This window comes from Paenibacillus sp. CH40 (genome assembly GCF_024213605.1).
Lineage (GTDB): Bacteria > Bacillota > Bacilli > Paenibacillales > Paenibacillaceae > Paenibacillus > Paenibacillus polymyxa_B.
In genome coordinates, this window is sequence record NZ_JANAVQ010000001.1 from 1 (window position 1) to 22,654 (window position 22,654).

The following is a 22,654-nucleotide window of genomic DNA, read 5'->3' on the forward strand; positions in this document are numbered from 1 at the left end:
GCGCGCGACTCAAAATCGTGAGGGAAACCGTGGAGGTTCGAGTCCTCTCACCGGCATCTATTTCGGGATGTAGCTCAGCTTGGTAGAGCACCTGGTTTGGGACCAGGGGGTCGCATGTTCAAATCGTGTCATCCCGATTCAAAAGGAAAGTCGCTGGAAGCAGCGGCTTTTTTTTATATTCATATCTTTTTGTATAAATCAGTAATTGTCAGGTCACACTAACACAAAAAGTGGGACGGAAGGGATTACTGTGAAGCGATCAAGTTGGAAAAAACAGATGAAACGGCGCTGGAAACAGTGGAGAAGAACAGTGTGGGCTTGTAGCATTTTTGGTGCGGCTTGTTTGCTGGCAGGGTTGGGTATTCTGTTTTCGAATTATTTGCAGGCTATGTTGTCACAGCCACTCGCTACTACCGTCATGGCAGATGAGAGCTCGGAGGAGGCTTCACATCTGAGTCCAACTGAAGATCATTCCTCACAGATGCAACTATTGCAAAGTATTCGTGCTTCCGGTATAAGCAGGAAGACCCGTCTGTTAACCACCTACGTGTGTGGTACGGAAACACTTTCCTTGGGAACGCTAAGTTCACAGCAGCTAGAGACCTTACTGAAGCAACATCCCGATTGGAAGGGACGACTTAATACCAAAGGAGAGGTGTGGCTGGAGCGCAGGGTGGAAGACTTGTCAGAGTCATGCAAAGAGCATGGATACATGGGGTTGAGCACTGACGGGCAGCTTACATTGTATGAAGGGCTACCTAAAAAGGAAAAAGTTATCCGCACTTTCTTTCAATTGGATGTGGGTTCCATGGAGACGGCCTTGCCAGAAGGGGTATATAAACAACTTCAGCAGGGAATACGTGTACAGGATATAAATGAGTATAACAGTGTAATCTCCACTTTTAGTGACTTTGCCCTGGAGCGAACACAAAGGGTATTAAAGCAGCACTATTGATTACAACTACGAGACGTTAGGCATTGCCCATGTGGTGAGGCTTGAAGCGTCTCTTTTTATGTTTTTACTCATGTTTAAATTTTTTCCTCTATTAGATACAAAGTTTTGTTATAATGAAAAGAACGACACATATGTTCGCTTTATATGGTATTTGACCATGATTATATTCAGGATAACGCTGGCTTTTGGTTGGGTACGCCATGTTTGAGCGATAGGGGAGAGATTTTTTTGCGTTTTTTAGGAATTGATCCGGGTATTGCCATTGTGGGCTTCGGGTTTGTAGACAAGATTGGCAGTAAAGTAGTTCCTGTGCAGTATGGCTGTATCCAGACGGAGGCTCATACACCGGAAGAAGAAAGGCTGCTTCATGTGTATGAAGGCATGTTGCAATTAATAGATAAATATAAGCCTGATGCGGTAGCACTGGAAAAGCTCTTTTTTAATCGCAACGTTACAACCGCTATGTCTGTAAGTCAGGCACGTGGGGTGCTGGTATTAGCTGCAAAACAACGTAATTTGCCTATAGGTGAATACACGCCGATGCAGGTAAAGCAGGCTATTGTAGGGTATGGTAAGGCTGAGAAGAAACAGGTACAAGAAATGGTTAGAATGTTCCTAAAGCTTCAAGTTGTGCCCAAACCGGACGATGTAGCGGATGCTTTGGCGGTGGCTATTTGTCATGCGCATTCCTATGGACTAAATTCAAAATTAAATGAGGTATTGCGAAAATGATAGATTTCTTGCGTGGTTCTGTGGCCCATTTGGAAAATGAATATGTTGTTTTAGATGTGCAGGGTGTAGGGTATAGGGTATTTTGTCCGAATCCTTACGCGTTCGCCAAAACTGAAGGTCCAGTGGTTATTTACATTCACCATCATGTAAGGGAAGATGCTATTTTACTGTTCGGTTTTGCGACCCGTGAGGAGCAGCAGCTTTTCCGTAAACTGATTGATGTATCGGGTATTGGACCGCGTGTTGCGCTTGGTATTTTAGGAGGCGGTACGCCTGCTCATGTGGTAACGGCGATTTATCAGGAGAATATCACATTTCTCACCAAGTTACCGGGGATCGGTAAAAAGACGGCACAACGTATGATTCTGGATTTGAAAGACAAGCTGGACGGTATTGGCTCGTTGGGGATGGCAACCGGATTGTTTGCTGAGCCTGTCGTAGAAGAAGGCGAAGGTTCATATTGGGGCGAGGCCCGTGAGGCGCTCAAGGCGCTCGGTTACACTGATGCTGAGTTGGATAAGGTATGGAGCAGAATGAAGAAAGATGCGAAACCTGATGAATCTGCCGATATTTTGATGAAGCGGGCTTTGCAACTGTTGTTTGCCGGATAGGACGATGATGTCCGCTAACAAATGTCTGGTGAAAAGAGGAGCGATGGAACATGGATGACCGGATTATTTCCGCCAATTTGATGATGGAAGACCAGACGGCGGAGCTAAGCCTTCGCCCCCGTTATCTAAATGAATATATCGGGCAAAATCAGGTTAAGGAAAATCTGAAAGTATATATTGAAGCGGCCAAAATGCGTAAAGAAGCGTTGGACCATGTACTGTTGTACGGACCGCCTGGGTTGGGTAAAACAACTCTTGCTAACATTATCGCCAATGAGTTGGGGGTTAATTTGCGTACGACTTCAGGTCCTGCAATTGAAAGACCGGGAGATTTGGCAGCATTGCTGACCAATCTTCAAGAGGGTGATGTTTTGTTCATTGATGAGATTCATCGCCTTCATCGTACGGTGGAAGAAGTCATGTATCCGGCGATGGAGGATTTTGCGCTGGACATTATGATTGGCAAAGGCCCGAGTGCACGTTCGGTCCGTCTGGATTTGCCACCCTTTACCCTTATAGGGGCCACTACGCGCGCTGGGCTGCTCTCTGCGCCATTGCGTGACCGGTTTGGTGTTATTAGTCGATTAGAGTTTTATACGACAGACGAGCTGGCTTACATCGTGTCCAGGAATGCGGATATTATGGAGATTGAGATTGTTGGGGATGCGGCGGAGGAAATCGCATTGCGTTCACGGGGGACCCCGCGTATTGCTAACCGACTGTTAAAAAGGGTGCGTGATTTTGCCCAGGTTGCCGGAGACGGTATTATTCATTCTGAGTTGGCTGCAGAGGCGCTAAAGAGACTTCAAATAGATCCACTCGGACTGGATGAAATTGATCATAAAATGCTTAAGGCCATGATTCATTCATTCCGGGGCGGGCCTGTAGGATTGGACACCATTGCTGCAACCATTGGTGAGGAGAGCCAGACAATTGAGGATGTGTACGAGCCCTATTTGTTACAAATTGGCCTTTTACAAAGAACACCTCGGGGACGAACAGTGACTCCGGCGGCATATGGCCACCTTGGAATCCCAATGCCAACGGATCCACGGTGAGTAGGAAACATGATGCACTTTTCAAAAAAATCATTGCATGGTTACACGCAAGCATGGTGAATACGATATCGGCTGACGGATGATTGAGGGAAGTGAGAGTGTAGTAAGATTCGAGCGGGTTCATATTTTGGTTTATTCCGCCGATGTATTTAAAGGGATAGACAAGGGTCGAGATCCTGATAATTACGCAATATAAGTGCTAGACAGCTAGATTGGGGGAGCCAGAAATGAGTGGAGAAGCATTTAACCGAAAAAGTATTTTCGGTGCATGGATGGGCCGGGCCAAACGAGCAGCAGCGATTATGGTATTAGCTACAGTGTGCATACCTTGGTCTTCGGGCGTTCACGCTGCTGCCGCCCAAGAGGATATTCGTGTAGTGATTTTTGCGGATCTAGGTAGCAAATATAAAGCGACAGTCCCCGCTGTAACCTTGAAATCATCAGGAGGTCTGAGTGTTGGACAGAACAGTGGGGGCAGTTTTCAAACTTGGATGGGACTGCCAGACAGTACGGCTCGTTTTAGTGTAGACAGCTATCGGGTGAAGGTACTTGAAGGCAATGAAGCAGCGGCAATAAAAGCGGCCAAAGCCCTGCAAAAGACTAATGATAAACCTACGGTTTTTATCGGTTCAAAAAACGGTAGCTCTGTCTATCAAGTGTACGCGGGAATATATGCTAGTGAACAGTCCGCACAGGCTGCTGTACAGCGGATTTCCTCCACAACCGGAGCGCAGGCCGAAGTTAAGGGAAACAAGCATTGGTCCACAGGAAGCTACGGAAGCGAGCAGGAAGCTAATCTCGTTCGAACGACAATTGCTGCGGCAGGCTTTGATGCTTTTACTGTGATTCAATCAAGAGGCCAGTATGCTGTATGGGTTGGAGAAGAAAGTAATGACAGCAAGCTGTCAGCTTTGAAAACAGAGCTGGAGAGCAAGCAGCCGAGACTCACGCTGTCCAAAGTTAATGCTACTCAAACCGGCCTCATTATAAGACAGGAAGCAGGAGTCACGACTGGCTCGCAGGTGATGTCTCATTACATGCTAAGTGGTTCTGATCATAGCAAGGTAATTGTCAACGGCGGTAATGATGGAATACAAGTGATGGAAAGATCACAGCGTACATATCGCGGCGAGATGGAGATTGGCATGACGTCAGGCCAGCTGGCGCTTGTGAATGAAGTTCCTTTGGAGCAGTATTTGTATTCCGTGGTAGGAGCAGAGGTCTATTCCTCATGGCCAGATGAAGCGCTCAAGGCTCAAGCGGTAGCGGCTCGTAGCTATGCGCTTGCCCAAGGCAATCGGTTTCAGATCGGCAATGTAGTAGATGGCACGTTAAGCCAGGCTTACAACGGTAAGAGCTCGGAACATGCCAATGTCAATGAGGCTGTAGATGCAACAGCTGGTGAAGTCATTAAAAGTGGCGGCAAAGTAGTCGAAGCTGTATTTTCATCTAATGCGGGCGGTGTGACAGCAGATGCCTCAGAGGTGTGGAACAGTGGTGGCGAAGCCTTTGCCAGCGTAGACAGCTCGGGAGATACTTCGGCGCAAAAAGGAGCACAGGAGTGGTATCATGTACTTCTCTCCAGTGGCAAGACAGGGTATATTCGTGAGGATAATGCTAAGGAACTGGAGGGTGTCACAGAAGCGGGGTTAGACAAAATCACCGTCACTGCGGAAAATACAAATGTGCGTCCTATTCCCCAAATTCAATCGACGGTTACACCAATAGCCAAGGCGCAGCCGGGCGAAGAGATAATTGTATTAGAAAAGGTGCCTCAGTCCGGAGACTATGCATGGGTGCGGGGGCCCTTTACGTCAGCTCAGCTTGCTAAATCCCTGCAAGGGAAAGTAACGGGCACAGTGCCTTCCTCTATTAATCACCTTGATGTCACCAAACGTGGTCCATCAGGGCGAGTGTTGGAGGTTGAAGCGAACGGAACCCCTTTGAAAGTGAAATATCCGGATATGTTTCGCTCAGCAATGGGCGGACTCCCGAGCACACTGTTTGATATTGCGAGTACCGGAAGTTATACTGTATTAGGCGCTGATGGGGCTACTTCTCATGTAAGTGGTACACAAGGCACTCAAATCCTGTCCGCATCTGGCAGCAGTACTTCAAGTGGTAACGGGGTGATCGTCATGAATGAAGATCGTCATGCACGAGTCATTGACAAAACACAAAGCTTTATTTTTACAGGTAAAGGAAATGGTCATGGTTTGGGCTTATCCCAATGGGGTGCCAACGGTTTGGCCGAGCAGGGGTATGATTACAAGAAAATTTTGCAACACTATTACAAAAATGTGGATATAGTTAAGGACTGACCAATATATGAATGTAAACGACTACGATTTTGAACTGCCTGAAACATTAATTGCACAGACACCTTTGCTTGATCGGAGCGCTTCCAGATTACTGACGTTAAACAAAAATAACGGTGAAGTGGGTCATCATACGTTTTCGGATATTGTGCAGTATCTCCAACCAGGGGATACGCTGGTATTAAACGATACGAGGGTGATTCCTGCACGCTTGTTTGGCATCAAGGAAGACACGGGAGCTAAGGCTGAGGTTTTGTTGCTTAAGCAACTGCAAGGGGACCGATGGGAAGCATTGGTGAAACCCGGTAAAAAGCTAAAAAAGGGTGCTGTTATTGTTTTCGGTGATGAGCTGAAAGCAGTAATTGAGGAAGAAGGAGATATGGGCGGAAGGGTGCTTTCATTTTCATATGACGGTATTTTTCAGGAGATCTTGGACCGTCTGGGGCAGATGCCGCTTCCGCCGTATATCAAGGAACAACTGGATGACCGCGAGCGTTATCAGACCGTTTATGCTCGACATGAAGGTTCGGCTGCGGCTCCAACGGCAGGGCTGCATTTTACAGAAGAATTGCTGGACCAGATTAAAAAGAAGGGCGTTACCGTTGCCTTTATCACACTTCATGTTGGCTTAGGGACGTTCAGACCGATGTCTGTGGATACGATTGAAGAGCATGTCATGCACGAAGAGTATTATTCATTATCACAGGAAACGGCAGATGTACTTAATGCAACCAAGGCGCGCGGTGGGAGAATCGTGGCAGTGGGAACAACCAGTTGTCGAACGCTGGAGACGGTGGGCAATACATTCGCAGATGGAGTGCTGCAGGCCAGCAGTGGCTGGACACAGATTTTTATTTATCCAGGCTACGAATTCCGTGTGGTGGATGCGATGATTACGAATTTCCATTTGCCTAAATCCACCTTGGTTATGCTGGTCAGCGCACTGGCGGGCAGGGAGAATATTATGCATGCTTACCATGAGGCGATTGACCGACAATATCGGTTTTTCAGCTTCGGGGACGCAATGTTCATTTATTAATTAAGGATGGTAGAGAAAATATGGCACCAGCAATAAGATACGAACATATTAAAACCTGCAAGCAATCGGGAGCTCGTCTCGGGCGTGTACACACACCTCACGGAGTTATTGAGACACCAACCTTTATGCCGGTGGGAACTCAAGCGACTGTTAAAACGATGAGTCCTGAGGAACTGAAAGCGATGGATGCTCAAATTATTTTGAGTAACACGTACCATTTGTTTCTTCGTCCCGGCCACGATATTATTCGTGAAGCGGGTGGACTGCACAAGTTTATGAATTGGGATCGCCCTATTTTAACGGACAGCGGCGGATTCCAGGTGTTTTCCTTAAGTGAAATGCGCAAGATTTCAGAGGAGGGTGTTCATTTTCGCTCTCATTTAAATGGAGATAAGAAGTTTCTTTCACCAGAAGTGGCGATGGAAATTCAGAACTCGCTTGGCTCAGATATTATGATGGCCTTCGATGAATGCCCGCCGTTTCCGGCTGAATATGAGTATGTGAAAAAGTCACTGGAACGCACCAGCCGTTGGGCTGAGCGTTGTCTAGAGGCACACGCGCGTCCTCATGATCAAGGTCTGTTTGCCATTGTTCAGGGAGGCATGCATGAAGATCTGCGCAAGCAAAGCGCTGCGGATTTGACTTCCATGGATTTCCCGGGGTATGCTATTGGTGGACTGAGCGTAGGTGAACCGAAACATTTGATGTATGAAGTGCTCGATTATACGGTTCCGCTGCTTCCCACCAACAAGCCACGTTATTTGATGGGCGTGGGTTCGCCTGATGCTTTGATTGAAGGCTCTATCCGTGGTGTGGATATGTTCGATTGTGTACTTCCAACCCGAATTGCTCGCAACGGGACAACAATGACCAGCCAAGGTCGCCTTGTCGTTCGCAATGCCCAATATGCAAGTGATTTTGGCCCGCTCGATCCTGCTTGTGATTGTTATACCTGTCGCAATTATTCACGTGCTTACTTGCGACATTTGATTAAAGCGGATGAAACCTTCGGGCTCCGACTGACAACGTATCATAACTTGCATTTCTTAATACAATTGATGCGTAATGTCAGACAAGCGATTATGGATGACAGGCTGCTTGATTTCCGAGATGAATTTTTTGAGCAGTACGGTCTTCATGATAATGATAAAGGCTTTTAAGTTTTAGGGAGAGTATACGAAAGGGGGATTTAACATGTTTCATTTTGCTACAGCCGCTACTGCACCCGGTGGAACTGGCGGACTTTTCCAAATGATCTGGCCACTGGCTCTGATGTTTGTAATCTTCTATTTCTTGCTGATTCGCCCGAATCAGAAAAAACAAAAGCAGCGTCAAACGATGCTTCAAGCTTTGAAAAAGGGAGATAAAGTAATTACAATCGGAGGTCTTCACGGTACAATTATGGAGATTACGGATGATGTAGTAGTTTTGCGTGTGAATGATGTCACGAAGCTGACCTTTGACCGCAGTGCAATCAGCAATGCGATTGCAAAAGACACGGCATCTGAGGAAGTTGTTTCCAAATCGTAAAATGCTGGTGACCGTTATGCAAAAACCGAGCCTTTGAGGAGGCTCGGTTTTTTTGTGTTGTTTTATTACATGGATACAAACATTTTGATTACTTGTTGAGATTAATGCCAAACATCCCACCACCTGCGCCTATGACAAACGCGAAACCTAAGTGTAACAGGTCCTTGCCGTTCATGCCCGCATCCAATGCCAGAAAACCGACCAGAAGAACGATTAGTCCATACAGGATGCCTGTAATACCGCCTTGATACCAGCCTTTGTTTGTGGATCTTTTACCGGCGACGAAGCCGCCAGATAGCATGGCGAATGCATGGACGATGTACGTATACAATGATAAGTCCTGTTCCTGCATCTGTGTCAGCCACAAGAGTAGTGAAAGAATCAATGCGCCAAGCAGCATCCATGCAAAAGCATAAAATAAGCCGGATAAAATGGGATGGGCCAGACGAAACGAACACCAGCGGCGAATGAGCTCCATTGATAATTCCTCCTGTACCAAGGTTTGAACTATTATCATTCTATGGCCAAGCCTCCCGGCTTAGTACCAAGTCGCAAGCAGTCTTTCTCTTTATTTCAATAATTTAGCCTTTTGTTTTTTGTATGAGCCAAGTGAGGAACGGTCAGAATACGTGTACAATGAACGACTCATGTCTTATTGCAAGTACAGGGGAGGAGGCGAACATATTGAGTCACGATATTTTTGCTCATATTTTTCGGACGCTGCTCATGTATTTTATTGTATATCTGGTGATGCGCTTGATGGGTAAAAGGGAGATCGGCAAATTGTCTGTTTTCGATCTCGTCATATCCATTATGATTGCAGAAATTGCTGTATTCAGCCTGGAGGATATAAAACGTCCACTTTATGAAGGGTTGATTCCTTTAGGAGTGCTGTTAATTTTGCAAATAGGTATTTCATTTTTCAGTCTGAAAAGTCGGCGACTGCGCTTACTATTTGATGGTAGGCCCAGTGTATTGTACTCTAATGGACAATTAAACAAGGATGAAATGGTAAAACAACGTTATAATTTAGATGACTTGCTGTTACAACTTCGCGAACAAAATATAGAAAGTCTGGACGAAGTTGAATATGTTATTTTAGAAACGACAGGTAAGCTAACGGTTATAGGTAAGGATGATAATGATGGAGTAGAACACGAAAAAATGAAGCAGGAATTAAACGGAATAGATTTGACAAACAAAGAGCAACAGGTGAATAAAGTCCATCCTTCTCCACAAATCGGTGGAAAGTTTAGATATGAGGGACTGCCTATTCCATTAATCATGGATGGCAAAGTGCTGGATAGAAATTTGGAACGGATGGATATGAACCGTTTTTGGCTTAAGAATCAAATTCAAGCGAAGGGACACAAAGATTTTAAGGATGTTTTTTTATGCTCGGTTAACCATAGAGGTGATGTGTACATTACACCACCAGCCTATGGAAAATCTTCAGATTAGGTTTCTTATGCTTTAAACCATCTTCTCAGGATTGGAATGCGTGTAAGGTTGTCCCAATCAATCATTTTGATCAAGGTCATTAGGAAAAGGTACAGTATAATTCCCAATCCTGCGGCAAAAATAAACTGAAGCCACATTTGATTGAACATCGTTAGATGTCTGTAGGTATATAATACTGCTGCTGCCATGATGATCATGCCTATCCCGGTCTTCCAGAAATCGAGCAAACGTACGCGGAAGCGAAGCAGTCTGCTGACACTGAAGCCGTGAAGGAGAGTAACAATGGCACTGTTAATACAAATGGCGATGACAGCTCCATAGATACCATACTGAGGTTGGGAAGCAAGCCAGACGATCAGTACAATTTTGATAACGGCTCCGATAAAGGTATTTAATAAGGCACTTCCAGGACGGTCTAATGCCTGAAGTGCTGCCTGAAGCGGGGCCTGAATGTACATAAAAAGAGCAAAAGGTGCCATGAGCTTAAGCATGCCTGAAATATCGCCATTATTGTAGAGTAGCAGACACAGAGGTTCTGCCAATACATACATGATAACGGCAAATGGGGCTCCTGCAACCAAAGCGAGCCGAAGCGATTGATGTAGACGTTTGTGAATGGCTGTAATATGCCCCTTAGCTGCTGCTTCGGATAACGAAGGAACGAGTGAAACTGCTAGCGAACTGGTTAGAACCCCAGGTAGTAATAACACAGGAATGACCATGCCCTGCATGGCTCCATATTGTGCGGTTGCCACGCCAGTTGCGATGCCTGCTACGGCAAGGCTGCGCATGCACAAGATAGATTCGAGCAAATAGGATAAGGAACCGACAAGCCTTCCAGCAGTAACGGGAACGGATATAGACATAAGACGTGACAAAACGGATGATTGCTCGGGATGAACTTCAGAGGAGGGGACAGGCGACTTTGGCTGAAGGATGCGATCTTTTCGCTGGTTACACACGTATTGCCATAGCAGTACAATCATGCCAATGAATTCGCCCGCCAGAGCACCGAGCATGGCACCTGCAGCAGCGTAGTCTACCCCATGGGGAAGTAACAAGTAAGCAAACCAAATGACGCAAAAAATGCGTATAACGGTCTCCGCAATGGAGGAGCTGGCGGAAGGGATCATATTTTGCTTTCCCTGAAAATAGCCCCTATAAGCTGAGGAAACAGCTACAATGACAATCATTGGGCTCATGCTCACGAATGTATAATACACGCGGCTGTCGGTCAGGAGATGGCTTGTGATCCAAGGCGCGAACACAAGACAGAGCACCATGGCGATTAGACTGAGTGTAATGGTGAAGCGCAGGCTGGTGTGCAAAATACGCCGCGACATTTCGGGTTGTCCCGCCGTTTCAGCTTCGGCTACAAGCTTGGCTACCGCAAGAGGGATACCCCCTGTAATAAGCGTCACCAGAACGATAAAAAAGGGATACCCCTGTTGGTACAAGCCAACTCCTTCGGGGCCGATGATACGCGGGAGTGCGATTCGGGGAATAAAACCTAGTATCCGGTTGATAATTCCTGCTGCCAATAAAATAATTGCTCCATGGATGAATGTCTGCTTTTTCAATCGCAACTCCCTCTTCCCAAAATGTAATTCTGCGTCTATACATTACTTTAGAAGATATGCTGGACCTGTCCATGTTCATGACAAGCTTTTTCGTTCAGAAACAAAGTGATTTAGACAACAAGAGGGAGAGTGGTGAATTCTGCTATTGACGAGCGAAATGAATGCATATATTGTTGATTTAAGGCTATTTTCAACGAAAAGAAGGGTTTTCCAGGATCAGGACAGAAATGTTCTACAAAGCAGTCAATAACCCCGCTAATTGCTGATCTGCGGAACCGGTAGTCGCTGGGAGGAGGAACGGCCATCGTGGGTATGGAAGAGCTGGATGAGCAGGATTGGGATGACGCAATTGAGATGCTCTGTCAAAGTAAGGCGGACGAGTTGATTCTCGTAGGCTATGAGCATGTCACAAGTAAGGACGTGTGGAATTGCGTCAGCCATAAATATGAAAAGGAGGGTATCCCTCCGCTGCACAAGCTCGTTAATGATATACTTTCCCTTAAAGCGACGAGCTTTATGAACTATTTGACGATGTCCGCATTACGGGGCTCCACTTTCGAATAGAAGGGGGTCTTTTTTTGCGTTCAAATTGACTGCTTTTTGAGGGGTAGCTATAATAGGAATATTGAGAATGAAAGGGGAACATGGGACGGAATGAAGAGAATTCTAAGTTTCATCGTGGTCGTGCTCATAACTACTGGTGTTATGATCGGGACAAGCCCGGGCCTACTGAACAGTTTAAAATTAGGCCTCGATTTAAAGGGAGGCTTTGAAATTTTATATGAAGCCCAGCCTTTGGAAGCCGGGCAGAGTGTAACCAGCCAGTCTCTTATACAAACAGCTCAAAGTCTGGAGAGACGGATAAACGCGCTTGGTACAACTGAGCCGGAAGTAACAACAGAGGGTACCAACCGTATTCGTGTGCGGCTTGCTGGTGTCTCTAATGAAGCAGAAGTCCGCTCTATGCTGAAAAAGCCTGCCGAGTTGACCTTCCGCAGTGCAACGGCAGCGGATGCTAAAAAGCCAGGCCAATACAGCAAAATTGAGCTCCGCGGTAATGATTTTGTGGAGAATGGCGCTGTTGTTGGCTATGACCAGCTGAACCAACCTGAGATTAGTATCAAAGTGAAGGACAAAGCTAAATTTGCAGAAATCACAAAGCGACTTCTGAATAAAGAATTAGCTATTTTCCTGGATCAGGAATTGCTGTCTGCACCTACAGTACGTGGGGAATTAACGGACGGTAGCGCGTCAATCACAGGTAGCTACACTCGTGATGAAGCGAATAAACTGGCGGATACGATTAATCTAGGTGCCCTTCCGCTCAAACTGACGGAAAAATATTCTCAGAGTGTAGGTGCTACGCTGGGTCAATTGTCACTGGATCAGACGATTCGTGCTGGATTGATTGGCTCGATCATTATTCTGGTATTTATGATTGCGATGTTCCGTGTACCGGGATTAGTCGCCAGTTTCTGTCTTATCGTTCATACCTGGGTGGTGCTTGCCATCTTTTATTTGGGTGGATTCGTGCTTACGCTTCCGGGTATTGCAGCCTTCGTGCTCGGGATCGGGATGGCGGTAGATGCCAATATCATTACGTATGAACGGATTAAAGAAGAAATCAAGTCAGGCAAAACGATTCGTTCTTCTGTCATTGCAGGTAGTAAGGCTTCGTTCCGTACCGTTATGGATGCCAATGTTACGACTATTATAGCGGCAGCGGTTATGTTTGGTCTGGGAACAGGCTCCGTTCGAGGATTCGCTTTGGTGCTCATCGTTGATATTGTCACCAGTATTTTGACGAATATCTTCTTCTCCCGCTTCTTACTCAATCTGCTGGTTAAAGCGGATGTTGTGAAGAAGGCCAAGTATTTTGGTGTGAAGGAGAGTGATATCAGTGCGCTTTAATTGGAACTTGAAATATATCAAGATGAGCAAGTGGTTTTACACGTTCTCGATTATTATCACACTGCTTGGTATTTTGAGCTTATCGATATTTGGCTTAAATTACGGGGTGGACTTTCGTTCCGGTTCGAATGTGGATGTCAATTTGACTAAAGTCGTTACACAGGAACAGATTCAAACTTTGCTGAACAAGCAGGGGATCGGCAAAGAGGTTGATTATACGCCGGGTAAAGAACGCTTCGGTATTCGCTTCTCGCAGGTTTTGACGGACCAGCAAGTGAATAACTTTAAGACTTCTTTTAATAAAGAACTGGATCCGAAGGCATCTTTTGAGGTTAATACAGTGGATACGGAAATGGCGCAAGAACTGGAGCGGAATGCAATATGGGCGATTTTGCTAGCATGTGTAGCTATCGCGGTCTATATTTCGATCCGGTTTGAATGGCGGTTTGCCATTGCAGCCATCGTTTCGTTGTTGCATGATGCCTTCCTCGTTATCAGCATTTTCTCGATTTTCCGGCTTGAGGTGGATTTGACCTTTATTACGGCAATTCTGACGATTGTCGGTTTCTCCATTAATGACACTGTCGTTATTTTTGATCGTATTCGGGAAAATCTACGATTTGCGAAGAAGAAGTCTAGGGACGACTTAGAGCAGGTAGTTGATCACAGTATTGCGCAGACAATGACTCGTTCACTTGCAACCGTGTTTACGGTGTTTATTGCCTCCTTATGTTTGTTCATATTTGGCGGCGAATCGATCCGTATGTTCTCACTTGCGATGGTCATTGGTTTGTTGTTTGGTGCTTATTCCTCCATTTTCATTGCCAGTCCGCTGTGGGTAGCTTTGAAAGGAAAACAAAAATCTCCGACAGCTGGCGGGGGCGCGGTCAAAACTGCAAAGTCTTAAGTTACGCAAATACCAGTAGTATAAATTAAAGAGAAAGCCGCGTCTGCTTGGGCGCGGTTTTCTAAGGTTTTGAGATTTACCTTGAGTAAGGCACAATAGTGGACACTTAAATGTGAATGGTTTTTTGTTTTGAGAAATTCGGTTATTTTAGAATGGAGCTTTATTGGAAAAGGGTTAGTTCAGGATTGAGGGGGAAACGTTGTGAATAGCGAACGCAGCCGATCATTGGAAACTGCGGCGTTGAGCGGGATTGTAGGCAATCTCGCGCTGGCTGTTCTAAAGGGAACCGTCGGTTATGCGGCAAACAGCAAGGCGTTGTTGGGGGATGCACTGCACACGGCTGCGGATAGTGCTTCCCGTTTGCAGGAGCTTCTGTTTTCCAAGGGTGCTACAGGGCACGGAATGCTGGCACGGTTGCGGAACGGTGAAAAAGTTCGGACGGTCATATCTGTGGTGCTGGCTATTTTAGTGCTGATGAGTGGTCTTCAGCTAGCTATCTCGGCGGTTCGTTCATTAAGCAGTTCGGAACCGCAGGCTCCCGGTCTGTATGCATTAATTACCGTATTTATTGCGTTGGTGTTGAGAGAGGCGTTATTTCAGTTTCAATATCGCTACTCGATTAAACATGGTCATAAAGCGGAAGCAGATCGGTACGCTAACCATGAACGTTACTCGCTGTATGCATCGTTGATTGCATTGATCGGCATGATCGGTGCAATGACTGGCGAAGCAATGGAATGGCCTGCATTATTATATCTTGATCCAACCGCAGCTTTGCTGGTAGCCTGTCTGGTGCTGCGCAAAGGATATTTGATGGTAATGAATACCGCTTACCAGGTTCCTGCACAGCCCTTGCAGGAGGAAGACTCCCGACGCTTTATGGAGACGATTCAACGGGTGTATGGTATTGTAACGGTTGAGCACTTACATGCCCAGGAAACAGGGCATTTCATAACAGTGGATGTAACGATAAGTGTGAACCCGCGGATTACGGTACAGGAAGCGCAGGAAATCGCCGATCGAGCCAAAAATCTACTGTTAGCCCGTTTTCCACAGGTGACCCATGTACAAATGCAGTTCATTTCTTATCAAGCCGGGTATCCTTACAAATCCAATCATGAACTGCCAGATAATGATGTGTCGTCGTTGCTTCAATAGAGTAGGACGACTATGAAAGAAAGGTGAACAGGATTGCTTCATTCGCAGTACAGATGGAAGACCCCAGAGGCTAACCTGGAAGCGGCTCAGCTGTTGACAGAAGAACTGGGGATTTCACCATTGTTGTCCCGGCTTTTAGTGAACCGGGGCGTCACTACCGCCGGGGAAGCAAACCGCTTTTTGTACGGAAGTGTGGACGATGTACACGACCCTTTTTTGCTTCTTGGTATGAAAGAGGCCGTACCGAGAATTCGCCAGGCTCTGGAACGTGGCGAGCATATATTAATCTATGGCGATTATGATGCGGACGGCGTGTCCAGTACATCATTGATGATTCAGCTCATGCGTTTTCTCAAGGCTTCTTATGATATTTATATTCCCCATCGTTCTAATGAGGGATATGGTCTGCATAACCATGCCCTTGATTGGGCTCATCAGCAGGGAGTTACGCTGGTCATTACGGTAGATACGGGAATTAGTGCAGTCGAGCAAATTGCTTATGCAACTTCCTTGGGGATAGATGTTATTGTGACGGATCATCATGAGCCGCCTGCTGTACTTCCCGAGGCATATACTTTGATTAATCCAAAGCTACCCGGTTGCCCATACCCATTTAAAGGTCTTGCAGGTGTTGGTGTTGCCCTGAAGCTCGCTCAGGCGCTGTTGGGTGAGGTGCCAGAGGAATGGTTTGAAATCGCTGCTATCGGCACGGTAGCCGATCTGATGCCACTACATGGTGAAAATCGGACGATGGTACGCAGAGGGGTTCAATCCATGAGAAACTCTGCATTTCCGGGTATCCGTGCGTTGCTCCATGTAGCGGGCGTGGATATATCTACAGTGACTTCAGTCAACATCGCATTTGCATTGGCTCCGCGGATTAATGCCAGCGGGCGCCTGGATCATGCGGGACGAGCAGTTTCTCTGCTGACGACAGAAAAAGAGGAAGAAGCAGACCAACTTGCGCATGCGCTGGACCTGCTCAATCGTGAGCGTCAACAGGTGGTCGAACGTATTGTGGAGCAAGCCGAGCAACAATTAGCATCCAAACTGAATGGAGGCAAGTTACCGTCAGTTATTGTGTTGGCTGGTGAAGGCTGGAATGTCGGCGTTGTCGGAATTGTGGCATCCAAGCTATTGGATCGCTATTATCGACCGACCATTATTCTTGGTATAGATGCTGAGACAGGCACGTGCAAAGGTTCTGCCCGGTCTATTCCTGCATTGGATATTTACAGTGCTCTTACGGACGCCCATGAGCTTATGGAGCATTTTGGTGGTCATCCTTCGGCTGCGGGTATGACGCTTTCCCGTGAGAATCTGAAATTGTTTGAAGAGCAGCTGAACAGCTATGCGGGTTCCATTCTGACACCAGAAGATCTCATTCCTGTAGCTGAAGCTGATATGGTCTGTCGTTTGGACGAGGTATCTTTGCAAGTGGTTGAAGAACTGGAATTGCTTCAGCCTTTTGGTATGGGGAATCCTTCTCCACGATTCGTATTACAGGGTCTGCAATTGCGCGAGGCTCGTAAAATGGGACGTGAGAAAAATCATGTGAAGCTCCTTCTGGAGCAGAACGGTATATCGCTGGACGCGATTGCCTTCCGTCGTGGCGATTTGGCTGATTTTTTACAGCAACAAACGGAGATAGATCTGCTGGGTGAATTGTCAATTAACGAATGGAACGGTAAACGGTCTCTTCAGCTAATGATGCAGGACATTCGAGTGCAGGCGCCACAAATTTTTGATTATCGTGGAGTGTCGGACCCTTTTGCCGAATTAGAGCGGGGACTGAAGATTTTTCATCCACGTATTGAGGAAAGAAAGAAAGACGTTGCGGTGTTGATTCATCCGTCATCCAGGCTTCGTCCATCGAGCTCCGTGGACGCTGAATCCTTATGGTTATACGATAAAGATGGCAGCGTTATTCCCAGTGATGGTCAAAGAGATGCACAGCACTCTGTAAAGTCGCTGTTCGTACTGGAGCCGCCGGATACACCGGATCAGTTTCAGGCATTATGGTCTACCTTTGAGAATGTAGAGAACGTATTTCTCCTTCATTCGGTCAGTGAGCGTGGCGGTCGACTCGTAAGCCCCGACAGAGAACTGTTCAAGCGCATTTACGTTGTGCTTTCCCGAATGGGAACACAGCCTATTGATGAAAAGGCAATGCTGCCTGCTCTTAGCCGACAGTGTTCCTGTTCAGTACGCATGTTATCCAAAGTATTGGACATCTTCGAAGAGCTTGAGTTTATGACGCGTACAGATGGTCAATTCCGTTTTGTATCCAATCCGCCTAAGCGGGATTTAACCGCTTCTCCACGCTATCAGGAATTGTATAATATGGCTGAAATGGAGAAGTATTTGCTGGATGCGGACACTACCCAGATGACGAGCTGGATTATGTCGCTTATGAAGGGTGCGTCTTGAGATACTATTTCGCAATTTATGTTGTAAAATGTATATACTAATTTGAAGTTACAGTAGGAGGAACTAAGTTGGACTACAAAGAATATATTCGGGTGATTTCCGATTTTCCACAACCAGGGATTAGTTTTAAGGACATTACGACCCTGATGAAAAATGGTGAACTGTACCGCAAGGCTATCAACGATATGAAGGAACTGGTATCGGATTTGAAAATTGATTTGATTGCAGGGCCAGAAGCACGTGGGTTCGTTATTGGTGCTCCTTTGGCTTATGCGCTTGGTGTTGGTTTTATTCCCATCCGTAAAAGTGGCAAGCTCCCTGGGGAAACCATTGAGGAAGCATACGGTTTGGAGTATGGTAAAGATACACTGGCGATGCATAAGGATGCTATTGAGCCGGGTCAAAATGTTCTGATTGCTGATGACCTGCTGGCTACAGGTGGAACTATTGCTACATCCGTGAACTTGGTACGCCAGCTTGGTGGAAATGTGGCAGGGGCTGCTTTTCTTATCGAGCTGTCTGATCTAAACGGTCGGGCGAAACTTCCTGATGTAGATGTATTCACTCTGATTACGTATTAAGTATTTCGAAACCTGGGTTTCCCGGGAAATAATTATGAACGGATCGCCTAAATAGTCCGATGGAACATCTCTTTATCTAAAGAGTTGCTCCATCGGACTATTTTGTTTAGCAGTGTTTTAAGTTTGAGCTTTGTTTGATTGGTACAAACCACCAACCACTTTGTTGGGGATATTTGAATTTTTTTAAGAAATTGTCGATGAAGAAAAAGAGCAGAGGTGGTCATAAGGAGCATAGAGGTCATGCTGATTTCAATCAGTTTTTGTCCTTATTTTTTTGCTAAGCAGAAGCTAGATAAGGAAATAAGTCAAAAATGCTGCTCGTTGCTTATCGAGGGTTAAAGCGGATATTGCAACTAACTTGGATGGGTGCTCTAGAGAAGGATGAAGGATTATCTATTTTAAAAAACGCCGAGCATAAAAAACGCCGAATCCATGGGAGACGGATCAATACGCTTATCTTAACAGCTCAAGCGTATTGATCCGTGACCTCATGGAGCGGCGTTCTAAGTTTAAGAACAGATATCAATCGGGTGTTTTCTCAGTTAAAGGTTCCTGCGATTTATCGTTGGACCAGCCGAGCACGTCAATCAGCTTAAAGAACAAGCTGAGGATGATGCCGATGATTGTAGCCAATGCCATACCTTTCAAGGTTACAGCGCCCCAAGTGAGCGTAGTACCACTGATTCCGACAACAAGCACGATGGTCGCAAGCAGCATGTTGGTTGGCTTGGCGAAATCAACCTTTTGCTCAACGAAGATTCTTAGACCGGAGGCAGCGATGACACCGAATAATAGTAAGGATACGCCACCCATAACTGGAGCTGGAATATTAGAAACAATCGCTGAGAACGTGCCTGAGAAGGACAATAGGATGGCAATGACAGCCGCTCCGCCAATGACCCATACAGAGTACACTTTAGTTAATGCCATGACACCAATATTTTCACCATAAGTCGTATTAGGTGTAGAACCAACAAAACCGGAAATGACGGTGGAAATACCGTTACCTAGCAGAGAGCGATGGAGACCAGGATCTTTGGACAGCTCGCGCCCGACAATGTTGCTAGTCACAAGCAAGTGACCAATATGCTCTACGATGACGACCAGAGCAACAGGAAGAATCGTCAGCATAGCAGAGGTATTAAAAACTGGAGTGGTAATTGCAGGATGTCCGAAAAAAGGAGCGTCTGCAATGGCTTGTGTATTGACCATGCCCATAAAATAAGCAAGTACATAGCCCACTACGATACCAATCAGAATATGAATGATTTTGGCAAACCCGCGAAACAATACCGCACCCAGAACCGTGACCCCGAGTGTAACGAGCGAAAGAGTAATCGTTTTGGGATCTGGAGTCCAGGCTTTAGTAGGATCGGCATTGATAATGCCTGCCATGCCTGCTGCAACCGGAACCAGTTCCAGACCGATTAAGGCTACGATGGAGCCCATAACAGCTGGAGGGAAAACGACGTCCAGCCAACGGGTTCCGGCATATTTGATTACCAGTGCGACGAGGCAGAAAATAATACCTGTAACGATGAAAGCACCGAGGGCCATAGCATAGCCGTTGCCGCCGGGATTGTTTTTAAGCACAAGACTGACGGGAGCGATAAAAGCGAAGCTGGAGCCGAGATAGGCGGGAATTTTGCCGCGGCAGATCCATATGTACAACAATGTGCCAATACCGTTCATTAGCAAAATCATGCCGGGATCGACGCCGAAAATATTCGGCACCAGCACAGTGCTGCCAAACATGGCAAACAAATGCTGTACGCTGAGCAGGAACCCAGGTCCTGCCGGAAGCTTTTCATTAACTTGAATTTCGCGTTGCAACGCAGTTCACTCCTTAGTTCTTTCAATTATTCTTATATACATTAATTACTTTTCGTAATTTTTTCAATATAATTCGTTTCATTTCGTCAACAATCCTGATTTTACTTACCATGTGTGACAGAATAATGCTACAATGCCAAACCTGTAATAGTTGACGTGTGACGTGCTAACCGTCATAATTGTAGGAAATCACTTTTAAAAGGGAACCTTTGCGCGACATTGATCGGCGGGTTCCATTTTGCATAGAAAGGACACGGAATAGAGCAGAATGGGGATAGAGCAATTACTTAAAAAGGCCGGGGCCTATACCAGAGAAGCAGATCTTATCCGCATCAGGGACGCCTATGATTTTGCCGAGCAGGCCCATTCCGGCCAGACTCGTAAGTCCGGTGAACCTTATATTCTGCATCCGCTTGCGGTTGCTGATATCGTCGTTAATATGCAGATGGATACCATCTCCATTATCGCCGCTCTTTTACATGACGTTGTGGAGGATACGACGGTGTCTTTGGCGCAGATTCGCGAGCATTTTGGCGATACATGTGCGATGCTTGTCGATGGTCTGACGAAGCTGGAGCGTATTCAGTTCCGTTCCAAGGAAGAACAACAGAATGAAAATTATCGAAAAATGTTTATTGCTATGGCGCAGGACATTCGTGTCATCGTCATTAAGTTAGCAGATCGTCTGCATAACATGCGTACTTTGAAATATCAGTCAGAGGAAAGCCAGCGTCGGATTGCTTATGAAACGTTAGAGATTTTCTGTCCGGTTGCAAACCGACTGGGTATTTCGGCGATTAAATGGGAAATGGAAGATATTGCTTTACGCTATCTGAATCCTCAGCAGTATTATCGCATCGCTAATTTGATGCATAAAAAGCGGGCAGAGCGGGAGCAGTTTATTGATAATGTCATACAGCGTATCAGAGAAAAGCTGGAAGAGATGGGTATTCAGGCTGACCTGTCCGGACGCCCTAAACATATTTACAGTGTGTTTAAAAAAATGACGACGAAGAACAAGCAATTCAATGAAATATATGATTTGCTGGCGATTCGAATTATTGTGGATAACATTAAAGACTGTTACGCCACACTGGGGATTATCCATACGTTGTGGAAGCCAATGCCTGGGCGGTTTAAAGATTATATCGCTATGCCTAAGGCCAATATGTATCAGTCCCTTCATACGACAGTAGTAGGTCCCAACGGGGAGCCTACCGAGGTACAAATTCGCACAGTGGATATGCACCGTACCGCTGAATTCGGGATTGCGGCCCATTGGGCCTATAAAGAAGGTAACGGAGCAAACAACACTAACTTTGAGGATAAAATCACCTTTTTTCGAGAAATTCTGGAGCTGCAAAATGAAGCGAAGGATGCGTCGGAATTTGTGGAATCGCTCAAAATGGACTTTTTCTCAGACCTTGTGTTTGTGTTTACTCCTAAGGGAGAGGTCATTGAGTTGCCGGCCGGATCCGTTCCGCTGGACTTTGCTTTCCGTATTCATACCGAAGTTGGCAATCGAACGATTGGCTCTAAGGTAAATGGAAGAATCGTACCTTTGGATTATCGGCTTAAAACCGGTGATATTGTCGAAATTATGACGTCCAAGCACTCTTATGGACCTAGTCAGGACTGGCTCAAAATTGCTCAGTCCTCTCACGCGCGCAGTAAAATCAAACAATGGTTCAAGAAAGAAAAGCGTGAGGAGAATGTTGAAAAAGGCCGCGAAAATCTGGAACGCGAACTGAGAAAACGTGATATCGAGCCATCGGTGTGGATGAGCGACGACAAGCTTCAGGAAGTGGCACAGAAGTTCTCTTTTAACGATTCCGAAGATATGCTGTCTGCGATTGGCTTTGGTGGTATAACCGCAGCGCAGGTCTGTACACGTTTGACAGAGAAGCTGCGTAAGGAACAAGAAGAGGCCCGGTTGATCGAATTGACGACCGAGGTCAAGGAGTACAAGCCGCAGGGCGAACGGAAAAAAACACCGACCAACGGTGTCAGCGTCAGAGGCGTCGATAATTTACTCGTTCGTTTTGCACGATGTTGTAATCCCGTACCGGGAGATGACATCATTGGCTATGTAACACGTGGACGCGGCGTATCCGTTCACCGGACGGATTGCCCGAATATTCCTTCGGGTACGGGCGAAGACCAGGCACGAGTGATTGAAGTAGAGTGGGAAGAAGCAGCGGAAGTCAATTACAGTGTCGATATTGAGATTACCGGGCATGACCGCAACGGTTTGCTGAACGAAGTGCTTCAGGCCATTTCTGAGAACAAAACCAGCTTCTCGGCCGTTACAGGTCGTACAGATAAAAATAAAATGGCGATGATTCACATCACGATTCTCATTCGCAATACGGATCACTTGCATTCTGTTGTCGAACGGATTAAACGGGTGAAGGATGTATACACCGTGCATCGGATTATGCAATAACCTTGTTAAGCGTACAGATAGGTTTATAGCCTTTGTAACACATCTTGGGTAGAAAGACCCATAGGCTGCTAAAAGAGCCGTAATACGGCTATGAGCACCTTTAA

At 46.1% G+C, this 22,654-nt stretch carries 19 protein-coding genes and 1 tRNA gene; 17 read left to right on the plus strand and 3 right to left on the minus strand.

Annotated features, from left to right (window positions below; all coding sequences use genetic code 11):
• Positions 1-63 precede the first annotated feature (63 nt).
• The 9 genes from NLX73_RS00005 to yajC all read left to right on the plus strand — a co-directional run bounded on the left by NLX73_RS00005 (position 64) and on the right by yajC (position 8,243).
• Positions 64-137, plus strand: a tRNA-Pro gene (locus tag NLX73_RS00005).
• Between the two features lie 113 nt (positions 138-250).
• The gene (locus NLX73_RS00010; protein WP_254325029.1) at positions 251-955 is read left to right on the plus strand and encodes a BofC C-terminal domain-containing protein; all 705 of its coding nucleotides are present in this window, start codon (positions 251-253) and stop codon (positions 953-955) included.
• A 228-nt stretch (positions 956-1,183) separates the two neighbouring features.
• Positions 1,184-1,687 (plus strand): crossover junction endodeoxyribonuclease RuvC, encoded by a 504-nt coding sequence (gene ruvC / locus NLX73_RS00015; RefSeq protein ID WP_013311580.1) that lies wholly within the window; start codon positions 1,184-1,186, stop codon positions 1,685-1,687.
• Positions 1,684-2,298 carry a Holliday junction branch migration protein RuvA gene (gene ruvA, locus NLX73_RS00020; RefSeq protein WP_061829382.1) on the plus strand — a complete coding sequence of 205 codons (615 nt, stop codon included), beginning with the start codon at positions 1,684-1,686 and terminating at the stop codon, positions 2,296-2,298. Before ruvC ends, ruvA begins: the two co-directional genes overlap by 4 nt.
• Positions 2,299-2,348: 50 nt before the next feature.
• Positions 2,349-3,356, plus strand: coding sequence for a Holliday junction branch migration DNA helicase RuvB (gene ruvB, locus NLX73_RS00025; protein ID WP_023989937.1), 1,008 nt, complete (start codon positions 2,349-2,351; stop codon positions 3,354-3,356).
• A 227-nt stretch (positions 3,357-3,583) separates the two neighbouring features.
• Positions 3,584-5,677, plus strand: coding sequence for a SpoIID/LytB domain-containing protein (locus NLX73_RS00030; protein ID WP_254325030.1), 2,094 nt, complete (start codon positions 3,584-3,586; stop codon positions 5,675-5,677).
• A 7-nt stretch (positions 5,678-5,684) separates the two neighbouring features.
• Complete coding sequence (gene queA / locus NLX73_RS00035; RefSeq protein WP_254325031.1) at positions 5,685-6,713, plus strand: tRNA preQ1(34) S-adenosylmethionine ribosyltransferase-isomerase QueA; 1,029 nt, start codon at positions 5,685-5,687, stop codon at positions 6,711-6,713.
• A 20-nt stretch (positions 6,714-6,733) separates the two neighbouring features.
• The gene (gene tgt, locus NLX73_RS00040; RefSeq protein ID WP_039275028.1) at positions 6,734-7,873 is read left to right on the plus strand and encodes a tRNA guanosine(34) transglycosylase Tgt; all 1,140 of its coding nucleotides are present in this window, start codon (positions 6,734-6,736) and stop codon (positions 7,871-7,873) included.
• 34 nt (positions 7,874-7,907) lie between these two features.
• Positions 7,908-8,243: a preprotein translocase subunit YajC gene (gene yajC, locus NLX73_RS00045; protein WP_069290201.1), complete on the plus strand. Its 336-nt coding sequence runs from the start codon at positions 7,908-7,910 to the stop codon at positions 8,241-8,243.
• Positions 8,244-8,331: 88 nt separating this feature from the next.
• Here the strand turns inward: yajC and NLX73_RS00050 are convergent, their stop codons facing one another.
• The gene (locus NLX73_RS00050) at positions 8,332-8,721 is read right to left on the minus strand and encodes a TIGR04086 family membrane protein (RefSeq protein ID WP_061829378.1); all 390 of its coding nucleotides are present in this window, start codon (positions 8,719-8,721) and stop codon (positions 8,332-8,334) included.
• A gap of 206 nt (positions 8,722-8,927) precedes the next feature.
• Between NLX73_RS00050 and NLX73_RS00055 the strand changes: the two genes are divergently transcribed.
• Positions 8,928-9,704 (plus strand): YetF domain-containing protein, encoded by a 777-nt coding sequence (locus NLX73_RS00055; RefSeq protein ID WP_254325032.1) that lies wholly within the window; start codon positions 8,928-8,930, stop codon positions 9,702-9,704.
• A 5-nt stretch (positions 9,705-9,709) separates the two neighbouring features.
• On the opposite strand, the gene spoVB is transcribed toward NLX73_RS00055, so the two are convergent.
• Positions 9,710-11,284, minus strand: a complete 1,575-nt coding sequence (gene spoVB / locus NLX73_RS00060) for a stage V sporulation protein B (protein WP_254325033.1) — start codon at positions 11,282-11,284, stop codon at positions 9,710-9,712.
• A 306-nt stretch (positions 11,285-11,590) separates the two neighbouring features.
• On the opposite strand from spoVB, the gene NLX73_RS00065 reads away from it, so the two are divergent.
• From NLX73_RS00065 to NLX73_RS00090, 6 genes are all read left to right on the plus strand, one after another.
• Complete coding sequence (locus NLX73_RS00065) at positions 11,591-11,848, plus strand: post-transcriptional regulator (RefSeq protein WP_013311570.1); 258 nt, start codon at positions 11,591-11,593, stop codon at positions 11,846-11,848.
• A gap of 90 nt (positions 11,849-11,938) precedes the next feature.
• Positions 11,939-13,195, plus strand: a complete 1,257-nt coding sequence (secD, locus tag NLX73_RS00070; RefSeq protein WP_069290197.1) for a protein translocase subunit SecD — start codon at positions 11,939-11,941, stop codon at positions 13,193-13,195.
• Positions 13,185-14,102 carry a protein translocase subunit SecF gene (secF, locus tag NLX73_RS00075; RefSeq protein ID WP_254325034.1) on the plus strand — a complete coding sequence of 306 codons (918 nt, stop codon included), beginning with the start codon at positions 13,185-13,187 and terminating at the stop codon, positions 14,100-14,102. The genes secD and secF overlap by 11 nt, the downstream gene beginning before the upstream one ends.
• A gap of 201 nt (positions 14,103-14,303) precedes the next feature.
• Positions 14,304-15,260: a cation diffusion facilitator family transporter gene (locus NLX73_RS00080; RefSeq protein ID WP_023989928.1), complete on the plus strand. Its 957-nt coding sequence runs from the start codon at positions 14,304-14,306 to the stop codon at positions 15,258-15,260.
• A gap of 33 nt (positions 15,261-15,293) precedes the next feature.
• Positions 15,294-17,690 carry a single-stranded-DNA-specific exonuclease RecJ gene (gene recJ / locus NLX73_RS00085; RefSeq protein WP_254325035.1) on the plus strand — a complete coding sequence of 799 codons (2,397 nt, stop codon included), beginning with the start codon at positions 15,294-15,296 and terminating at the stop codon, positions 17,688-17,690.
• Between the two features lie 68 nt (positions 17,691-17,758).
• Complete coding sequence (locus NLX73_RS00090; RefSeq protein ID WP_029514814.1) at positions 17,759-18,271, plus strand: adenine phosphoribosyltransferase; 513 nt, start codon at positions 17,759-17,761, stop codon at positions 18,269-18,271.
• Between the two features lie 522 nt (positions 18,272-18,793).
• On the opposite strand, the gene uraA is transcribed toward NLX73_RS00090, so the two are convergent.
• Positions 18,794-20,104, minus strand: coding sequence for a uracil permease (gene uraA / locus NLX73_RS00095; protein ID WP_061829372.1), 1,311 nt, complete (start codon positions 20,102-20,104; stop codon positions 18,794-18,796).
• A 268-nt stretch (positions 20,105-20,372) separates the two neighbouring features.
• Between uraA and NLX73_RS00100 the strand changes: the two genes are divergently transcribed.
• Complete coding sequence (locus NLX73_RS00100; protein WP_025720225.1) at positions 20,373-22,550, plus strand: RelA/SpoT family protein; 2,178 nt, start codon at positions 20,373-20,375, stop codon at positions 22,548-22,550.
• Positions 22,551-22,654: the final 104 nt, after the last annotated feature.

Excerpts from the sequence above, each read along its gene's own strand:
- ruvA (WP_061829382.1), top strand. The coding sequence starts at position 1,684 with ATGATAGATTTCTTGCGTGGTTCTGTGGCCCATTTGGAAAATGAATAT.
- ruvB (WP_023989937.1), top strand. The coding sequence starts at position 2,349 with ATGGATGACCGGATTATTTCCGCCAATTTGATGATGGAAGACCAGACG.
- NLX73_RS00030 (WP_254325030.1), top strand. The coding sequence starts at position 3,584 with ATGAGTGGAGAAGCATTTAACCGAAAAAGTATTTTCGGTGCATGGATG.
- queA (WP_254325031.1), top strand. The coding sequence starts at position 5,685 with ATGAATGTAAACGACTACGATTTTGAACTGCCTGAAACATTAATTGCA.
- tgt (WP_039275028.1), top strand. The coding sequence starts at position 6,734 with ATGGCACCAGCAATAAGATACGAACATATTAAAACCTGCAAGCAATCG.
- yajC (WP_069290201.1), top strand. The coding sequence starts at position 7,908 with ATGTTTCATTTTGCTACAGCCGCTACTGCACCCGGTGGAACTGGCGGA.
- NLX73_RS00050 (WP_061829378.1), bottom strand. The coding sequence starts at position 8,721 with ATGGAGCTCATTCGCCGCTGGTGTTCGTTTCGTCTGGCCCATCCCATT.
- secD (WP_069290197.1), top strand. The coding sequence starts at position 11,939 with ATGAAGAGAATTCTAAGTTTCATCGTGGTCGTGCTCATAACTACTGGT.
- NLX73_RS00100 (WP_025720225.1), top strand. The coding sequence starts at position 20,373 with ATGGGGATAGAGCAATTACTTAAAAAGGCCGGGGCCTATACCAGAGAA.